The organism is Vibrio ponticus (assembly GCF_009938225.1).
Classification (GTDB): Bacteria; Pseudomonadota; Gammaproteobacteria; order Enterobacterales; family Vibrionaceae; genus Vibrio; species Vibrio ponticus.
Map to the genome: position 1 here is coordinate 3,152,258 of NZ_AP019657.1, position 17,620 is coordinate 3,169,877.

The following is a 17,620-nucleotide window of genomic DNA, read 5'->3' on the forward strand; positions in this document are numbered from 1 at the left end:
CAAATTTACGCAATGAAGCCAATTTACTTTTTGAGGTCAGGTATGAAAGATTTCCTTATCGCTCCTTCGATTCTGTCTGCGGATTTTGCTCGTCTTGGTGAAGACGTAGAGAAAGTTCTCGCAGCCGGTGCGGATGTTGTGCACTTTGACGTTATGGACAACCACTATGTGCCAAACCTGACTTTTGGTGCACCAGTGTGTAAAGCATTACGTGACTACGGTATTACCGCGCCAATTGATGTTCATCTAATGGTAAAACCAGTGGATCGCATCATCCCGGACTTTGCTAAAGCAGGCGCGTCGATGATCACTTTCCACATTGAAGCATCTGAACACGTAGACCGCACACTACAGTTGATCAAAGAACACGGCTGTAAAGCTGGCGTAGTGCTAAACCCTGCTACACCGCTGGTTCACCTTGAATACATCATGGACAAAGTTGATATGATCCTACTGATGTCAGTGAACCCAGGCTTCGGTGGTCAGTCATTTATCCCTAATACACTCGATAAATTGCGTGCAGTGCGTAAGATGATCGATGAGTCTGGTCGCGATATTCGTCTTGAAATCGACGGCGGTGTAAAAGTGGATAACATTCGCGAAATCGCAGAAGCGGGCGCAGATATGTTTGTGGCAGGTTCGGCGATCTTTAGCCAGCCAGATTACAAGCAAGTTATCGACGAAATGCGTGCCGAGCTTGCGCAAGCAAAATAAGCCCACATAGTTAATCGATTAAAGTTGTAGGATAGAGTTTTGAACCAATTAAAACTGATCGCCTTCGATCTTGACGGTACGTTACTAGACAGCGTGCCTGATCTTGCCGTGGCTGCGGATCAAGCGGTACGTGAATTAGGCTATGCGGGCGTTAGCGAAGAGCAAGTGCGTGATTACGTGGGTAATGGTGCCGATATTTTGATTGCTCGTGCACTGAGCCAAAGTATTGATATTGACCCTGAGCTGAGCCCAGAGCTACGAGCGAAGGGACGTGAATTGTTTGATGACTACTACGAAAAGAGTGGTCATAAACTGACGCACCTTTATCCGCAAGTAAAAGAGACCTTGGCGGAGTTAAAGCAAGCGGGCTTTACTTTGGCGTTGGTCACTAACAAGCCATCTAAGTTTGTGCCGGATGTGCTAGCGCAACACAACATCGCAGATTTCTTTAGTGATGTGCTCGGTGGTGACGCATTCCCTGAGCGTAAACCGAATCCCGTTGCACTGAATTGGTTGATGGAAAAGCATGGTTGCACTCCGAATGAAATGCTGATGGTTGGTGATTCAAAGAACGATATCTTAGCGGCAAAGAATGCTGGCTGTGCGTCGTTTGCTCTGACTTATGGCTATAACCATGGTGAACCTATTTCCGCCAGTGGTCCTGATTTCGTCGCGGATAATATTGCGCAATTACTCGAAGTGATCGCTGTTTCTGCGTAAGTAGACGAAAATCTCTTTCAAAATACTCATCTATGAGTACACTGATTAAACCGCGCTCCTCGGCTTTCTGAAAGCTGTAGCTGTGTTGTCAGCGCGCACTTAGCTTGAATACATAGTTTACTATGCGGATAGCGGTGCGTTTGCTTGTCGCCTGGCTATCACATCCAGAAAATTGAGGAGTAATGTTTTGCGGTATGCCCCCAATTTATTAGATTAAGAAGTCAAAGGAATCCATCCATGAGCAAACCCATCGTATTGAGTGGTGTTCAACCATCAGGTGAACTAAGTATCGGTAACTACTTGGGTGCTCTACGTCAATGGCAGCAAATGCAAGACGATTACGATTGCCAATACTGCGTAGTTGACCTTCATGCGATTACGGTTCGTCAAGATCCTAAAGCGCTGCATGAAGCAACTCTAGACGCATTAGCTATCTGTCTTGCTGTTGGTGTTGACCCACAGAAGAGCACACTATTTGTTCAGTCACATGTACCAGAGCATGCTCAACTTGGTTGGCTTCTTAACTGCTACACCCAAATGGGTGAGCTGAGCCGTATGACTCAGTTTAAAGATAAGTCTGCACGTTACGCGAATGACGTGAACGTGGGTCTATTTGGTTACCCAGTGCTAATGGCTGCGGATATTCTGCTGTACGGTGCGCACCAAGTACCAGTAGGCAGCGATCAGAAGCAGCACCTTGAGCTAGCACGTGATATCGCGACTCGCTTCAACAACATCTACTCGCCAGAGAATCCAATCTTCACCATTCCTGAGCCGTACATTCCAACCGTGAATGCGCGTGTAATGAGCTTGCAAGATGCAACGAAGAAGATGTCTAAATCAGACGATAACCGTAAGAACGTTATCACTCTGCTAGAAGATCCTAAGTCGATCATCAAGAAGATCAACAAAGCACAGACAGATACCGAGACGCCACCACGTATCGCTAACGACTGGGAAAACAAAGCAGGTATCTCTAACCTAATGGGTCTGTACTCAGCTGCAACAGGTTTGAGCTTTGCGGAAATTGAAGCGAAATACCAAGGCGTAGAGATGTACGGTCCATTTAAGAAAGACGTTGGTGAAGCACTGGTTGCGATGCTTGAGCCGATTCAAGCGGAATACCACCGCATTCGTGCTGACCGCGCGTACATGGATCAAGTGATGAAGCAAGGTGCAGAGAAAGCATCTGCTCGCGCAGCCATTACACTGCAAGAAGTGTATAAAGCAGTGGGTTTTGTTACTCGCCCATAAGCGATAACATAACGAATCGAAGGTCAGCGAAATGCTGACCTTTTTTATTTGTACTCGAGAAAATTTTTGCTGACCTTTATGGTTCACTATTGCACAATACACGCCCTAACCAAGATTGATTATTGAGCTGTTTATCCGTCATGTTACTGATTATTGATAATTACGATTCGTTTACCTACAACCTATACCAATACTTTTGTGAGTTGGGGGTTGAGGTGCAAGTGGTACGCAATGATCAGATTGATATTTTGGGCATTGAAGCGCTTGAGCCAACCCACTTGGTGATTTCTCCAGGACCTTGTACGCCCAATGAAGCGGGCATTTCGTTACAAGCGATTGAGCACTTTGCGGGTAAGTTGCCAATTTTAGGTGTTTGTCTTGGTCATCAAGCGATCGCACAGGTGTTTGGTGGCGAAGTCGTGCGAGCACGCCAAGTGATGCATGGCAAAACATCGCCAATTCGTCACACTGGTGAGAGCGTATTTAAAGGCTTGAACAATCCTTTGACTGTAACGCGTTACCATTCATTGGTAGTAAAAAGCGATACTTTACCAGATTGCTTTGAACTGACAGCTTGGACGGAACTTGAAGATGGCTCAATGGATGAGATCATGGGCTATCAGCATAAAACCTTGCCAATTGATGCGGTGCAGTTCCACCCTGAGTCGATTAAAACGGAACAAGGTCATCAACTGCTGGCTAACTTCCTTGCGCGTTAATCCCAGCCTTTATTGAGGTTATTGCTGTGTTGGTGGTGTTGTTCGCCTAACACGGCGCATCTGTCTCAGTGATCGGTGAGATTCGTTTTATTGCTTTTGACCATGCCAAACTCGCGATACTCACCTTCAAATGTCGATGAAGCTCACTGTTTTAACATTTGCTTTACAGGATTGTTAGGGTAGAGGGTTTTGCAAAACTATTCGTTCTCTATCGGGTGATAAATCTGTTATCTCGACTCTAATTTCAGAACCCTTCCATCTAATTTCTAATCTCACAATTCTCCACTCTTCTCGTATCTCCCATCTCAACTCTTGGTTCTACTATCTCAATTCTCACATCTACCATCTCTATTCTCACTTCTTCAATCTCAACTCTCTGCACTCTAAACCTTAGCTTATGGCAATCTTAACTATTAATTGCTTCATAAAAGTCGTTTAATGATGCATAAATAGTCATGGCTTGTTTTGATGAAGTGATCTTTCTGCATTTAAACAGCATAAATCACTATTGAATTGGTTAATTAAATGTAAATACAATGCCGTGCTAGGGAATGCATAACACAAAAAATTGTTTCTATACTTATAGTCAAGAGACTTTAAACCGAGCAGTTTGCGATGACTTGGGAAAGGTCGAGTGTAAGGATACAGAACCTGCATTGGCATGCGGTATCGAGAGGGAATGTGCGATGACGGTAGAAATGAATGTACAAAGAGCGCTGTTTGATGAGGTGATGGTACCTTGTTACAGCCCAATGGAAATGATCCCTGTAAAAGGTGAAGGTTCACGAGTATGGGATCAAAACGGTAAAGAATACATCGACTTTGCTGGTGGTATTGCCGTGAGCTGTTTGGGTCATTGTCACCCAGCAATGGTTGCGGCACTTAATGAGCAGAGCCAAAAAATCTGGCATTTAAGTAATGTCATGACCAATGAGCCCGCGCTGCGTTTGGCGAAAAAACTGACCGATCTCTGTTTTGCCGATAAGGTCTTTTTTGCTAATTCTGGCGCAGAAGCCAATGAAGCGGCGCTCAAACTGGCTCGTCGTTATGCGGCGGATGTTTATGGCGCGGAAAAATCAGAAATTATCGCCTTTAAACAAGGCTTCCACGGGCGGACATTTTTTACTGTGACGGTCGGTGGTCAAGAAGCTTATTCAGACGGTTTTGGTCCAAAGCCCGGTGACGTTACTCACCTTGAATATAATGATGTTGATGCTTTGCGCGCGCACATCTCTGATCGCACTTGCGCGATCATGATGGAGCCATTGCAGGGGGAAGGCGGCATTATTGCACCCACCGATGAGTTTATTCAAACCGTGCGTGAACTATGTGATAAGCACAACGCGCTGCTGATCTTTGATGAAGTTCAAACCGGAAACGGACGTACTGGAGAGTTTTATGCTTACCAAGGTTTGGGTATTACGCCAGATATTTTAAGTACCGCAAAATCTCTCGGTGGGGGTTTCCCAATTGGCGCAATGCTGACGACCAATGAACTGGCTGAGCATTTAAAAGTGGGCACACATGGCTCGACTTATGGCGGTAACCCGCTTGCTTGTGCGGTTGCAGAAGCGGTGATTGATGTGGTGAGTGAGCCCCAAACTTTGGCAGGTGTCAAAGAGCGTGAAGTGCTATTCCGCACAGGGCTAGAGAAAATCAATGCTAAGTATCAGATTTTCAGCGAAATCCGTGGTAAAGGTCTATTGCTTGGTGCGGCACTCAATGAAAAATGGCAAGGTCGCGCTCGCGATGTGTTGGTTGCGGCAGGAGAACAAGGGCTGATGGTTCTTGTGGCGGGAGCCAATGTGGTGCGCTTTACACCATCTTTAGTGATCAGTAAGCAAGATATCGAACAAGGTTTAGAAAAACTGGATAAGGCTCTGGCAAGCCTGACTAACTAATTACAACATTCAGCGAAAACAGAGCTCTGTTTTCGCTATATCAACCCCGCAGCGGTTCTTAACTGGTCATGGCAACTCGCTTGCTTTGAGCCAGCTTGAGATTGTGGTGTTGATATCAGTATCTGGAGGGAGTATCGATGCTGGTTGTTCGTCCTATCTCTATGTCAGACTATGATGCGTTGCACACCTGTGCCGTCGAATCAGGTCACGGATTTACATCTCTACCGGTTAATCAAGAACTACTGACTAACCGTATCACCCACTCAGAATATAGCTTCGCTAAACCCCAAGTGACCGAACCTGGTGATGAAGGTTATCTCATGGTCGGGTTTGATAGTGACAGTGATGAAGTGGCGGGCTGTACTGGTATTGAAGCATCGATTGGTTGGGATGTGCCGTTTTATTCTTACCACATCAGTACCATTGTTCATTCATCGCCCAAGTTGGGGGTGAATAATGTGGTGAAGCTGCTGACCTTTGGTAATAACTACACTGGATGCAGTGAAATTTGTACCTTGTTTTTGCGTGAGAAGTTCCGTGGTGGTCTCAATGGACGCTTGATGTCGAAGTGTCGTTTTTTGATGATGGCGGAACATCCTCATCGTTTCTCAAAAACCGTTTTTGCAGAGATGCGTGGAGTCTCTGACGAAGAGGGCAACTCTCCATTTTGGCAATGGCTACAAGAGAACTTTTTCAGTATCGATTTTACCATGGCAGATTACTTAACCGGGATTGGTAAGAAAGGATTTATTGCCGACCTAATGCCGAAGTTACCTATCTACATCAATTTGCTTAGCCCAGAAGCGCAAGCGGTCATTGGGCAGGTGCATGACAATACCAAGCCGGCGTTGAGCCTATTGGAAAAAGAGGGCTTCACCTGCCGTAATTACGTCGATATTTTTGATGGTGGTCCAACCGTCGAGTGCGATTTGCGTAATATCGAATCGGTGCGTCACTCTTTCCGCGCCAAAGTTGCTATCAGTGAGCACAGTAGCGATAACGACTATTTGATCAGTAACACCTCGTTTGAAAACTTTAGAGCCGTCGCGGCTAAAGCGGCTCACGACCACGCCACTGAGTCGGTCATTATCGCACCGGATGTTGCAGAGGCTTTGCAGGTCGAAAACGGGGATTACGTGCGCATGCTTGCGCAATAACGTCAAACAGTTAAGGAATGATGATATGACACAGTGGATAGCAGGTAAGTGGCTAGAAGGTGCAGGTGAAACGATAGAGTCAACCACGCCATACAGTGGTGAAGTGGTATGGCAAAGCCGTAGCGCAACGGCGGCTCAAGTGGATGAGGCGGTTTCATCCGCAAGACGGGCATTTTTAAGCTGGAAAAAGCTGAGCTTTGAGCAGCGTGAAGCGGTCGTGTTGCGCTTTGCCGAATTGGTCAAAGCCAATAGCGAGCAAGTTGCTGAGGTGATAGCCAAAGAGACCGGGAAGCCGCTGTGGGAAACGCGTACGGAAGCGGCGGCTATGGCGGGTAAAATTGCCATTTCAATTCGAGCTTATCATCAGCGCACGGGTGAGTCGCAACGTGAGGCGGCAGGTAATCAAATCGTGCTGCGTCACAGACCGTTAGGCGTTATGGCAGTTTTTGGTCCTTATAATTTTCCTGCCCATTTACCCAATGGGCATATCGTTCCTGCGCTGTTAGCCGGTAATACCGTGGTGTTTAAGCCGTCGGAGCAAACTCCGTGGACGGGTGAACTGGCGATGAAACTTTGGCAGAAAGCGGGTTTGCCTGATGGCGTGATTAACTTAGTTCAAGGCGGCAAAGAGACCGGGATCGCGCTCGCTGAATCAAAAGGGATTGATGGGCTGTTGTTTACCGGTAGCGCCAATACTGGACACTTACTGCATCGCCAGTTTGCAGGTCAGCCAGATAAAATGCTGGCGCTGGAGATGGGCGGTAACAACCCGATGGTGATTTCAGAGCAGTACGGCGATCTTGATGCGACCGTCTATACCATTATCCAATCCGCATTTATCAGTGCTGGTCAGCGTTGCACCTGTGCGCGCCGACTTTATATACCAAGCGGTGATAAAGGTGACCAACTGCTGGTGAGACTGGTCGAAGCCACGCGTAATATTCGTGTTGATCAACCTTTTGCCGACCCGGCGCCTTTTATGGGACCACAGATCTCTCAAGCGGCAGCGAACATAATCCTCGATGCTCAGCAAAACCTGCAGTCACTCGGTGGTGAAAGTCTCATTGAAGCAAAGTTAGGTTCATGCGCGTTTGTTTCACCGGGCATCATTGATGTAACAGCTGTCGAATCGTTGCCAGATGAAGAGTATTTCGGTCCTTTACTGCAAGTGATTCGCTATCAAGGCATTGAGCAAGCGGTAGAGTTCGCCAATGATACTCGCTTTGGTTTGTCGGCAGGGTTAGTCTCCACCGATGACGCGGAGTGGGAATATTTTGTTGAGCACATTCGCGCCGGTATCGTTAACCGTAATCGTCAGTTAACCGGAGCCAGTGGCGATGCGCCATTTGGTGGACCGGGCGCATCGGGTAACTTGCGTCCAAGTGCTTATTACGCGGCTGACTACTGCGCCTACCCAATGGCTTCGATGGAAGGTGAGCAAACCTTGTTACCTGATAGCTTAAGCCCGGGTATCATCTTGTAAAAACTTAGACTAAGTCACATAGGTTAATACTCTAGTGACTTAGTCTTACACTACACTTGATTGACTTACTCAAAGAACAATAACAACACCCTACACCGAAACAAGGAGGCGCTATGACGCCAGATACATTGTTCCAGTCGCTATGGGAAGATTATACCTCACGCCTTTGCCCCTCAGCGGGTAATGTGCATAAGCTGCTGCAAGAAGATGAACCACTCATCAATGACCACATTGCCCTGCGTACCTTCAACTTAGCGCCAGTTGAGTTAGAGGTGTTAGCTAAACCTTTCTTAGCGTTAGGCTACCAAGAAGCTGGCGATTATCTGTTTGAAGCCAAAAAACTGGTCGCCAAGCACTATCAACACCCTGATCCAACTCAACCTAAAGTGTTTATTAGTCAACTTAAAGTCGAAGAGTGCTCTGCGCAGCTACAAACGATAGTCAAACAGTTGGTTGCTCAAGTATCCGCGGAGGATATGCAAGGTAGTGAGTTTTTGTACGCTGGTCGTCCTTGGCAATTGACGCATCAAGATTATCAACTGCTCGCACAAGAGAGTGAGTACGCCGCGTGGTTAGCCGCGCACGGTTATGGCGCCAACCACTTTACTGTGAGTGTTAATCAGCTCAATCAGTTTGACCAAGTGCAACAGGTGAATGACTATCTCAAAGCTTGTGGTTTTGTGATTAACCAATCCGGCGGAGAGGTAAAAGGTTCCCCCGATGTGTTGCTCGAACAATCGTCTACCATGGCAGATAAAGTTCAAGTGGAATTTGAGGATGGGGTAGTGCTTATCCCCGGAGGTTTCTACGAGTTTGCTAAGCGCTACCCAATGGCAGACGGTGAGCTTTACCCCGGCTTTGTCGCCGCATCAGCCGATAAGATATTTGAGAGTACCAACGGATAACGGAACGCTGCCGCTTACGGAGGTGGGAATGCTTCGCGCACGGAACGCTGCCGCTTACGGAGGTGGGAATGCTTCGCGCACGGAACGCTGCCGCTTACGGAGGTGGGAATGCTTCGCGCACGGAACGCTGCCGCTTACGGAGGTGGGAATGCTTCGCGCACGGAACGCTGCCGCTCACGGATGTGGGAATGCTTTGCGCACGGAACGCTGCCGCTTACGGATGCGGGAATGCTTCGCGCACGGAACGCTGTCGCTTACGGCTACGGGAATGCTTCTCACACGGAATGCTGCCGCTGACAGATATTGGAGTGCTTCGTGTATGGAACGGGGTTTAAGTTGTTTTATCTCGAAGTCCGATCTCGGAGCGAAGCGTTCCAAATTCTCGATTCCGCTAAAGAAAAAAGCCACCCGAGGGTGGCTTTTGTAATCTTATTCGCTCACAGGTGTGAATTAGCGAGTGCCGTACACAACGATAGTTTTACCGTGAGCAGAGATTAGGTTCTGCTCTTCTAGCATCTTCAAGATACGACCAACCGTTTCACGAGAACAGCCAACGATTTGACCGATTTCTTGACGTGTGATCTTGATTTGCATGCCGTCTGGGTGAGTCATCGCATCAGGTTGTTTCGCTAGGTTTAGTAGCGTTTGCGCGATACGACCAGTTACATCTAGGAATGCTAGGTCACCCACTTTTTGGCTAGTCACTTGTAGGCGACGTGCCATTTGCGAAGACAGACGCATAAGAATGTCTGGGTTTACTTGGATAAGTTGACGGAATTTCTTAAATGAAATTTCAGCTACTTCACAAGGAGACTTGGCACGAACCCAAGCTGTGCGCTCTTGATCTTCTTCAAATAGACCAAGCTCACCGATGAAATCACCTTGGTTTAGGTAAGAAAGGATCATTTCCTTACCTTCTTCGTCCTTGATAAGAACCGCAACAGAACCCTTAACGATGTAGTACAAAGTTTCTGCTTTCTCGCCCGCATGAATTAGCGTGCTTTTTGATGGGTACTTATGAATATGACAGTGTGAAAGGAACCACTCTAATGTTGGATCGGTTTGAGGTTTACCTAGAACCATAATATCTCACTTCCTCTGCAGGGTACGCTTGCGCTTTCCATGTTGTTGCTAAGCCCAAAATGGGGATAACTAGGATAAGAGCACTTTACTAGTGCTGCAAGCTATCTTGTGTTTCGGTTTCAAATAGTATCCTTTTTCCCAAAGGATTTCTTGATTTTAATCGGGTACAGGGTGCTATTTTATAAGCGAAAACGTGCACATGATCACGGTATGAAAAGTAATCGCGTTTATCGCTACCTAAATGACTTAAAAACGCGGACTTCAGAGTCTCGTCACGGTGCCTGATTTACCACAAAGGTAACAGGCACAATGCCGCCCAGGGGTAAGTATTCTCTAGGTCGTTTGTACGTGACTCGCTCAGTAATACTCACACTTTTAGGTGACTTGGGTTACGCTATTTAGCCAATTTTGCCCGTTTCTATTAACTGCTGAAGAATCGGTCTGACAATCAGTTCCATCGCAAAACTCATTTTGCCACCAGGGACAACGAGCGTGTTGTGACGCGACATGAATGACCCATCTATCATTGCTAATAGGTAGGGATAGTCAACGTTTTTGAAGCCACGTAAGCGGATTACCACAAAGCTTTCATCTAAGCTTGGAATCCCCTTCGCATCCAGCGGGTTGGAGGTATCCACGGTCGGCACACGTTGGAAGTTAATATGGGTGCGAGAAAATTGTGGCGTAATGTAGTTTAGGTAATCATCCATTGAGCGAACAATTGAGTCCATGACCGCTTCACGAGAATGACCTCGGTCACGAGTATCGCGGACGAACTTTTGAATCCACTCAAGGTTGACGATCGGCACCATGCCAATCAGAAAGTCGACATGTTGAGACACATTAACATCACCATCCACCACGCCGCCATGCAAGCCTTCGTAGAACAGAACATCACTGTCTTCTGGGAGCTCTTGCCATGGCGTAAAAGTGCCGGGCATTTGGTTGTAAGGCACCGCTTCATCAAAAGTGTGCAAGTAGCGACGGACTTTACCGCTGCCATCTTCACCGTATTGACGGAAAAACTCAGCCAGAGCAGGGAAGTCGTTCGCTTGCGGACCAAAGTAGCTGATATGGCGACCTTGTTCACGGGCTTTGCGGATCTCCACATCCATTTCAGGACGTGTAAAACGATGGAAGCTATCCCCCTCAACCCAGGCGGGTTTGATGTCCATCATATTGAACATCTTGCGAAAGGCTTCGGAGGTCGTGGTAGTACCCGCACCAGAAGAACCAGTGACGGCAATGATTGGATGCTTTGCTGACATGACAAACCCTGTCTAAAACTAACGTTCCTGTTAATAATTATGTTTGTTCCAAGTCAGTACTGCGCTGGGCAGACTTATTTGGATATCACAGCAATATAACATGCTTTAACTTTTTGTTTAAAAGATTCTACTGTGGGCATGGGTGAAGAAAATACGGTGTAGCGGCACAGAAGTGTCTATGCCGCATAGAGATTAGAATTTCTGTTTAAGCTGAATATCCACGGTTTCGTGCAACTCAGAATAGACAATCACTGCCTCGCCAGAAGCGAGCTGAGCTTTTACTTGATCGACTTTAGCTTGTAGTGAAACCTCAACCGCACCGTAGTCGGTTCCTTCACGTAGTACAAACTCACGAATTAAATTGTCTAGGGTATCGGCAGCAATTTCTTGCCAAGGGATAATCATAAATACCTCTTACTTTTATGATTGGGAGAGAGCCAGTCTTGCTGGCTCTAACATTATGCGGTTTTTAGTGGCTGATAGTAAGCGGGTAGCATCTCTTCTAGCCAGAATCTTGGTTTGAGCAGTGAGCCAGTGACAAAGCCGACGTGCCCGCCGTTATCCAGCAGTCGATAGTCGATATTGTCAGGCAGCACAAAGTGAGGGATCACCGCATCAGTCATAAAGGGATCATCTTTGGCGTGAATGATCTGGGTTGGCAGTTTGATCTGTTGCAGGCGATGGATGCCTGAGCAGCGCTGATAATAATCTTCTGCATCTTTAAAGCCATGCAGTGGCGCGGTAATCAAATCGTCAAAGTCGTATAACTTAGTCACGCGCTTAATGGTTTGGTAGGTGAGCCCAAGTTCACCTTTAAGTAGATGGTGCTTGCGCAGCGCGTTACGCTTGAGTGACTTAAGTAAGTAGGCTTTGTAGAGCTTCGAGAAACCTTGTTCAATACGACTTGAGCATGCTGAGAGGTCGAGTGGTGCCGAGATAATCGATGCGGCATTGAGCAGTGGTTCATCAGCATACTCAGCTAGATAGTTAGCCAGCATATTACCGCCGAGAGAAATGCCTACCGCAACTTTGGTCTGTTGAGGAAATTGCTGCTCAATGTGCTCTAAGAAGAAACGTGCATCTTCTACTTCACCGGAGTGATAGGCGCGTGGCAAGCGATTCGGCTTACCGCTACAACCGCGAAAATGCATCATCACCGATAGCCAACCTTGCTTGGCGAAGGCTGACATCAATCCATTGGCGTATGGGCTATAAAAACAACCCTCTAAACCATGAAACAGAATAAACAGCGGTTTGTTTTGTGCAGCATCGGAGTGGGGATCTTCACTCCAAGCAAGATCGATAAAATCACCGTCTGGGGTATCGAGGGTTTGCCAAATGGGTTCAAACAGCGCTTTTTTACGAATAAAACGTGGCGCTAGAGTTTGCATGTGGGGATTGGTCATGCCCGAGGCAGCAGTAAAGTTTGTCATAGCGTGTCAGTTGGGTTATCCGGTACAAAGGGTTGAGAGAAAATGGAGTAAAGGTGCTCTCCATCTAACTGACGACAATAACGCAGAGTTAGGGACTCATCATCGGCGTTGTGCAGAGTAAGCCCATTGATGCAATCAACTAAATCTGACTGTTGTTGCTTTTCTAGTTGTAGTTCAAATTGTAAGGTTTCACGATACAAGGTATCGGGCACATTACGTTTGAGTTTTCGGCGTAGTTCTCGGAAGCTGCTGAGAAGCGTTTCAGAGCGGCTCAAGCACTGTTCGACTTGAGCCCAATCTTGTGGCGCGATAGTCGCGCCTTGTTCATCCAGCCACTTGAGAAGCAGCAGGAGGTTAACGTTACCATGGTGATGGTTTTGCAGAGTTAAGCACGCTTCTTTCACTTCTCGCACACTGTAGTATTGCAAGCTAAACTGCCAAAGGCGTTCTAGGGTAAGTGAAAGGTATACGCGCTCATTACTCATTGATCACTGAACTCCTGTTCCATCTGCTCTAGCTCTTCTTGAAGAGCCATCCATTCCATTTCTACGTCTTCTAACTCAGCTTTGCTGGAGGCTTGTATCGCGAGAACTTGATTAAGTTTAGCCTTGTTTTCGGCTTCATACAGTGAGTTATCCGCTAATTGTTGCTCTGCATTGGCAAGTTGTTCACCTAATTTATCCATTTTCTCTTCGAGTTTGGACAGGTTTTTGCGAATTGGGGCAGTCAGTTTACGGAACTCGGCTTCGCGACGTTTTTGATCTTTTTTCGCTGCGGCACTGTTGGCGGTATTTTTCTCTGGTTGTTCCGCTTGTGCTTCACGACGATCCGCTTTTTGTTGCTCTGTCAGCCACTTGTAGTAGTCGTTCAAGTCACCATCAAATGGCGCTACTTGGCGGTCATGGACGAGGTAAAGGTCATCGGTGGTCGCACGCAGTAGGTAACGGTCGTGGGAGACAATCACCATTGCACCTTCAAAGGTTTGCAGTGCCATGGTTAATGCCTGACGCATATCCAAGTCCAAGTGGTTGGTTGGTTCGTCGAGCAGCAGCAAGTTTGGCTTTTGCCACACTATTAATGCCAATACCAAACGCGCTTTTTCACCACCAGAGAAAGGTGCCACTTTCTCCAACGCTTTGTCGCCTTGGAAGCCAAAGCTACCTAGGTAATCGCGCAGTTGTTGTTCGGTGTGTTTTGGCGCGATCTGCATCATGTGCTGCAAAGGCGTTTCTTCAGGGTGTAGTGTTTCTAACTGATGCTGGGCAAAGTAACCGATTTTTACCCCTTGAGAGTATGTCAGTTCACCGCTTTGAGGCTTATGCTCACCAGAGAGCAATTTGATCAGCGTCGATTTACCCGCACCGTTACGACCCAGTAGACCAATGCGGCTACCCGGTACGAGGTTAAGACGGATTTTCTCGAGAATTAGGTTATCACCGTAACCGGCTGATGCTTCATCCATCATAATGATTGGGTTTGGCAAGGCTTCTGGCTCACGGAATTCAAAACTAAATGGGTTATCAAACTGCGCAGGTAGCACTTTTTCCATTCGCTCAAGGGCTTTGATGCGGCTTTGTGCTTGGCGCGCTTTCGAAGCTTTGTAGCGGAAACGATCAATATAGCTTTGCATGTGTGCCATATGCTTTTGCTGTTTGGCATACATAGCTTGTTGCAGGATCAGTTTCTGCGCACGTTGATCTTCAAACGATGAGTAGTTACCGGTGTACTCATTCAGCTTTTGGTTTTCAACGTGAATGATGCGACCGACGATTGGGTCAAGGAAATCACGGTCGTGTGAGATCAGCACTAATGTACCTGGATAGTTTTGTAGCCAGCGTTCTAGCCACATTACCGCATCTAAGTCCAAGTGGTTGGTTGGCTCGTCGAGCAATAGCAGGTCAGAGCGGCATAGCAGTGCTTGCGCAAGGTTAAGACGCATACGCCAACCACCAGAGAACTGAGTGAGGTGCCAACTCATCTGTGGCTGAGTAAAGCCCAGACCATCCAAGAGTTCTGCCGCACGAGCACGAATACTGTAGCCACCGATGGTTTCGATTTTGCCATGCAGCTCAGCGACGAGTGTGCCGTTATCCGCTTGCTCAGCTTGCGCCAGTTGTTGCTCAAGGGCGCGGTACTCACGATCACCATCAATCACATATTCAAGTGCGGTTCGGTCAAGTGCAGGGGTTTCCTGAGCGACCCAAGCTAACTCCCAGTGCGCTGGTTTGCTAAAATTACCAGCATCAATAGAAAGTTCATCTTTGATCAAAGCAAAGAGGGTCGACTTACCACAACCGTTCTTACCCACTAGACCGACTTTATCGCCAGGGTGGATGGTTGCAGATGCATTTTCTAGCAGGGGTTTACCGCCGCGTAGCAATTGAATATCAGAGAAGGTAATCATAGAGTTTTGTTTTTTCTTTAATCGTTTCCGCACGCATAGTAGGAGGATTGGTCGAAAAAGTCGATCATTGCGTTATCCCTCTCAACCGCGTATAACAAAATGATAACGAAAATAAAAGGAATGCTGTACAAGTAATGGATTTATCAGCTACTGCCCAGTCGAAAGTACTAGTTATTTACGCTCATCCGGAATCACAAACGTCCGTCGCCAATCAAGTGATGATCAATAAGATCGCCTCACTAGATAATGTCACTGTGCGCGATCTTTACGCCCTTTATCCCGATTTTTTTATTGATGTTAGTGCAGAACATCAAGCGCTACTAGAGCATGATGTGATCGTGTTTCATCACCCTATGTACCTCTACTCCTGTCCGTCATTACTCAAAGAGTGGCTTGACCGAGTATTAGGTAAAAAAGGTTTTGCTTATGGTGAGGGAAGCGCACTGCGTGGCAAATATTGGCGCAGCGTGATCACCACGGGTGGTAAGCAAGAAGCTTTTGGCGAGCATGGTTACAACAAATATCCCCTTGAACAGATCCTGCAACCGTTTGAACTGACGGCAGCCTTATGTCGCATGAATTGGATTGAGCCTTTAGTGCTTTATTGGGCGCGTAACGTTTCTGATGGTGAGCGAGAAGCGCATGCAGAGCGCTATCGTCAATGGCTACTCAAGCCACTGCAAGATGTGAGTGTGATCAGTGGTGAAGTGGTGAACTTGCACTCCAATAGGCAAGGAGGTAGCCATGGCTCTAGAAAGTGATTTTCTGCAAAGTAGTGCGATCTTCCTAACGGCTGCGGTCGTTGCCGTACCATTGGCGCAGCGTCTTGGGTTAGGGTCGGTCTTGGGCTACCTACTTGCTGGTGTGGCGATAGGTCCTTGGGGGCTGGGGCTGATCCGCGATGTAGAGGCAATACTTCATTTTGCCGAATTTGGTGTGGTGCTGCTGCTGTTTCTGATTGGTTTAGAGCTTAATCCTAAAAAGTTGTGGCAACTGCGAGGTCCGATTCTCGGTCTCGGTGGTGCACAGGTGGTGTTAACTACCGCCTTTATTGCCAGTGTTGCCAATGCGATGGGGTTGTCGTGGCAGGTCAGTTTAACCATAGGTATGGGCTTGGCGCTCTCGTCTACCGCGATCGCTTTACGGGTGATAGAGGAGCAGGGGCTGGCAGGGAGTGAAACGGGGCAATCGGGTTTTGCGGTTTTGCTGTTCCAGGATATTGCGGTGATCCCGATGCTGGCGATGTTGCCTTTGTTGGCGGGTAACACCAGTGGTAATTGGCAAGATGGTTTATGGATGCTAGGTGGTGTTCTCGGGCTTTTAGTCGGCGGACACTTCTTATTGCGACCACTGTTTCGCTATGTGGTTGCCAGTGGTGTGCGAGAACTGTTTACTGTCGCGGCGCTACTGTTGGTGATTGGTATTGCGCTGATCATGAAGCAACTCGGGTTATCAATGGCACTGGGGGCATTTCTGGCAGGGGTACTGCTGGCAGAAAGTGAGTATCGCCATGAATTAGAAATCGCCATCGAGCCGTTTAAAGGGTTGTTGCTTGGGCTGTTTTTCATTGCTGTCGGTATGGCGGTTAACCTTGGTCTATTAGCGCTGCATCCGTGGAAGATTTTGTTGGGCGTTTTAGCTTTGATCACGGTTAAGGGGTTACTGCTTTATGCTTTAGCGCGCGCGGCAGGCAGCCGAGCCAAATCTCGTAGTCGCATGGCAGCCATTCTGAGCCAAGGTGGCGAGTTTGCTTTTGTCATCTTTACCGCGGCGCAAAGTCAAAATCTACTCAGCGCAGAGCAAACGGCATTTCTGTTGGTGGTGGTGAGTTTGTCGATGGTGACCACACCGCTGTTGCTGATGGGACAAGAGAAATGGTATGCGCTGAGTTTAAACCTAGATGATGATACACAGCTCTCAAGTGATGTTGTGGATAACCAACCGCGGGTGATCATTGCCGGTTTCGGGCGATTTGGTCAGATCGTTGGGCGTTTGCTTTACGCCAATAAAATCAAACTGACTATTTTAGAGAGCGATGCCAGTCAAATAAAGCTGTTGAGAAAGTATGGCTACAAAGTGTTTTATGGTGACGCGACTCAACTCGATCTGCTCCGCGCTGCAGGGGCGAGTAAAGCGGAAGCAATCATTCTTTGTACCGATTCTCCCGATGAAATCATGCAGATCGTGGATTTGTGTAAGCAGCATTTTCCTCATCTTAAAATTCTCGCCCGTGCACGTAGCCGTGTTGAAGCTTATCAATTACTCAGTCATGGCGTCGATAAGTACTCCCGTGAGACCTTTCTTGGCGCACTCGATCTTGGTAAGTTGGCGCTGATTGAGTTAGGTATGCACCCATATCAGGCACAGCGCGCAGAATCACACTTTAGAAAATTAGATAATGCGATGCTGAAAGAGTTACTTCCACAGCATAGCGAAGATAAACAATTAGCCCAAAGAGCGAAGGAAGCACGTAAAGAACTTGAAGAGATTTTTGGTCGTGAAATGGAAAACGATCAGCAGACTAAGAATTTTTGGGACTGAGAGATCTCGATAACAACAGTAATGCCAAGGAAAAGAGT

Annotated in this window: 16 protein-coding genes; 10 read left to right on the forward strand and 6 right to left on the reverse strand. The window is 47.3% G+C overall.

Features of this window, described 5'->3' with window-relative positions:
• The first annotated feature begins 42 nt into the window (after positions 1-42).
• The 8 genes from rpe (at position 43) to GZN30_RS14260 (ending at position 8,853) form a co-directional block, all read left to right on the forward strand.
• Entirely contained in the window at positions 43-714 is a 672-nt protein-coding gene (rpe, locus tag GZN30_RS14225; protein WP_075651874.1) for a ribulose-phosphate 3-epimerase, read from the forward strand.
• Between the two features lie 39 nt (positions 715-753).
• Positions 754-1,434: a phosphoglycolate phosphatase gene (locus tag GZN30_RS14230; protein WP_075651876.1), complete on the forward strand. Its 681-nt coding sequence runs from the start codon at positions 754-756 to the stop codon at positions 1,432-1,434.
• Between the two features lie 237 nt (positions 1,435-1,671).
• Positions 1,672-2,688: a tryptophan--tRNA ligase gene (gene trpS / locus GZN30_RS14235; RefSeq protein ID WP_075651878.1), complete on the forward strand. Its 1,017-nt coding sequence runs from the start codon at positions 1,672-1,674 to the stop codon at positions 2,686-2,688.
• A gap of 140 nt (positions 2,689-2,828) precedes the next feature.
• Positions 2,829-3,407, forward strand: a complete 579-nt coding sequence (locus GZN30_RS14240; RefSeq protein WP_075651880.1) for an aminodeoxychorismate/anthranilate synthase component II — start codon at positions 2,829-2,831, stop codon at positions 3,405-3,407.
• A gap of 686 nt (positions 3,408-4,093) precedes the next feature.
• Positions 4,094-5,308: an aspartate aminotransferase family protein gene (locus GZN30_RS14245; RefSeq protein WP_075651882.1), complete on the forward strand. Its 1,215-nt coding sequence runs from the start codon at positions 4,094-4,096 to the stop codon at positions 5,306-5,308.
• A gap of 137 nt (positions 5,309-5,445) precedes the next feature.
• Positions 5,446-6,465, forward strand: a complete 1,020-nt coding sequence (gene astA / locus GZN30_RS14250) for an arginine N-succinyltransferase (protein ID WP_075651884.1) — start codon at positions 5,446-5,448, stop codon at positions 6,463-6,465.
• A gap of 25 nt (positions 6,466-6,490) precedes the next feature.
• Complete coding sequence (gene astD, locus GZN30_RS14255; protein ID WP_075651886.1) at positions 6,491-7,948, forward strand: succinylglutamate-semialdehyde dehydrogenase; 1,458 nt, start codon at positions 6,491-6,493, stop codon at positions 7,946-7,948.
• Positions 7,949-8,061: 113 nt separating this feature from the next.
• The gene (locus GZN30_RS14260; RefSeq protein WP_075651888.1) at positions 8,062-8,853 is read left to right on the forward strand and encodes a DUF1338 domain-containing protein; all 792 of its coding nucleotides are present in this window, start codon (positions 8,062-8,064) and stop codon (positions 8,851-8,853) included.
• Positions 8,854-9,303: 450 nt separating this feature from the next.
• On the opposite strand, the gene crp is transcribed toward GZN30_RS14260, so the two are convergent.
• The 6 genes from crp to GZN30_RS14290 form a co-directional block, all read right to left on the reverse strand.
• On the reverse strand, positions 9,304-9,936 hold the full coding sequence (gene crp / locus GZN30_RS14265; protein ID WP_005597159.1) for a cAMP-activated global transcriptional regulator CRP: 633 nt from the start codon (positions 9,934-9,936) through the stop codon (positions 9,304-9,306).
• A 398-nt stretch (positions 9,937-10,334) separates the two neighbouring features.
• Positions 10,335-11,204: a phosphoribulokinase gene (locus GZN30_RS14270; RefSeq protein ID WP_075651078.1), complete on the reverse strand. Its 870-nt coding sequence runs from the start codon at positions 11,202-11,204 to the stop codon at positions 10,335-10,337.
• A gap of 192 nt (positions 11,205-11,396) precedes the next feature.
• A complete protein-coding gene (locus tag GZN30_RS14275; RefSeq protein ID WP_075651076.1) occupies positions 11,397-11,609 on the reverse strand; it encodes a YheU family protein in 213 nt (70 codons plus the stop codon).
• A gap of 53 nt (positions 11,610-11,662) precedes the next feature.
• Positions 11,663-12,637 carry a hydrolase gene (locus GZN30_RS14280; RefSeq protein WP_075651074.1) on the reverse strand — a complete coding sequence of 325 codons (975 nt, stop codon included), beginning with the start codon at positions 12,635-12,637 and terminating at the stop codon, positions 11,663-11,665.
• Entirely contained in the window at positions 12,634-13,122 is a 489-nt protein-coding gene (locus tag GZN30_RS14285; protein WP_075651072.1) for a TIGR02444 family protein, read from the reverse strand. Before GZN30_RS14285 ends, GZN30_RS14280 begins: the two co-directional genes overlap by 4 nt.
• A complete protein-coding gene (locus tag GZN30_RS14290; protein ID WP_075651070.1) occupies positions 13,119-15,041 on the reverse strand; it encodes an ABC transporter ATP-binding protein in 1,923 nt (640 codons plus the stop codon). Before GZN30_RS14290 ends, GZN30_RS14285 begins: the two co-directional genes overlap by 4 nt.
• Positions 15,042-15,175: 134 nt before the next feature.
• On the opposite strand from GZN30_RS14290, the gene kefG reads away from it, so the two are divergent.
• Together kefG and kefB are read left to right on the forward strand one after the other, a co-directional pair.
• Positions 15,176-15,802 carry a glutathione-regulated potassium-efflux system ancillary protein KefG gene (kefG, locus tag GZN30_RS14295; protein WP_075651068.1) on the forward strand — a complete coding sequence of 209 codons (627 nt, stop codon included), beginning with the start codon at positions 15,176-15,178 and terminating at the stop codon, positions 15,800-15,802.
• The gene (kefB, locus tag GZN30_RS14300) at positions 15,786-17,582 is read left to right on the forward strand and encodes a glutathione-regulated potassium-efflux system protein KefB (protein ID WP_075651066.1); all 1,797 of its coding nucleotides are present in this window, start codon (positions 15,786-15,788) and stop codon (positions 17,580-17,582) included. The genes kefG and kefB overlap by 17 nt, the downstream gene beginning before the upstream one ends.
• Positions 17,583-17,620: the final 38 nt, after the last annotated feature.

Coding starts and splice junctions, on each gene's coding strand:
- rpe (WP_075651874.1), top strand. CDS start 43: ATGAAAGATTTCCTTATCGCTCCTTCGATTCTGTCTGCGGATTTTGCT.
- trpS (WP_075651878.1), top strand. CDS start 1,672: ATGAGCAAACCCATCGTATTGAGTGGTGTTCAACCATCAGGTGAACTA.
- GZN30_RS14240 (WP_075651880.1), top strand. CDS start 2,829: ATGTTACTGATTATTGATAATTACGATTCGTTTACCTACAACCTATAC.
- GZN30_RS14245 (WP_075651882.1), top strand. CDS start 4,094: ATGACGGTAGAAATGAATGTACAAAGAGCGCTGTTTGATGAGGTGATG.
- astA (WP_075651884.1), top strand. CDS start 5,446: ATGCTGGTTGTTCGTCCTATCTCTATGTCAGACTATGATGCGTTGCAC.
- astD (WP_075651886.1), top strand. CDS start 6,491: ATGACACAGTGGATAGCAGGTAAGTGGCTAGAAGGTGCAGGTGAAACG.
- GZN30_RS14260 (WP_075651888.1), top strand. CDS start 8,062: ATGACGCCAGATACATTGTTCCAGTCGCTATGGGAAGATTATACCTCA.
- crp (WP_005597159.1), bottom strand. CDS start 9,936: ATGGTTCTAGGTAAACCTCAAACCGATCCAACATTAGAGTGGTTCCTT.
- GZN30_RS14270 (WP_075651078.1), bottom strand. CDS start 11,204: ATGTCAGCAAAGCATCCAATCATTGCCGTCACTGGTTCTTCTGGTGCG.
- GZN30_RS14275 (WP_075651076.1), bottom strand. CDS start 11,609: ATGATTATCCCTTGGCAAGAAATTGCTGCCGATACCCTAGACAATTTA.
- GZN30_RS14280 (WP_075651074.1), bottom strand. CDS start 12,637: ATGACAAACTTTACTGCTGCCTCGGGCATGACCAATCCCCACATGCAA.
- GZN30_RS14285 (WP_075651072.1), bottom strand. CDS start 13,122: ATGAGTAATGAGCGCGTATACCTTTCACTTACCCTAGAACGCCTTTGG.
- GZN30_RS14290 (WP_075651070.1), bottom strand. CDS start 15,041: ATGATTACCTTCTCTGATATTCAATTGCTACGCGGCGGTAAACCCCTG.
- kefG (WP_075651068.1), top strand. CDS start 15,176: ATGGATTTATCAGCTACTGCCCAGTCGAAAGTACTAGTTATTTACGCT.
- kefB (WP_075651066.1), top strand. CDS start 15,786: ATGGCTCTAGAAAGTGATTTTCTGCAAAGTAGTGCGATCTTCCTAACG.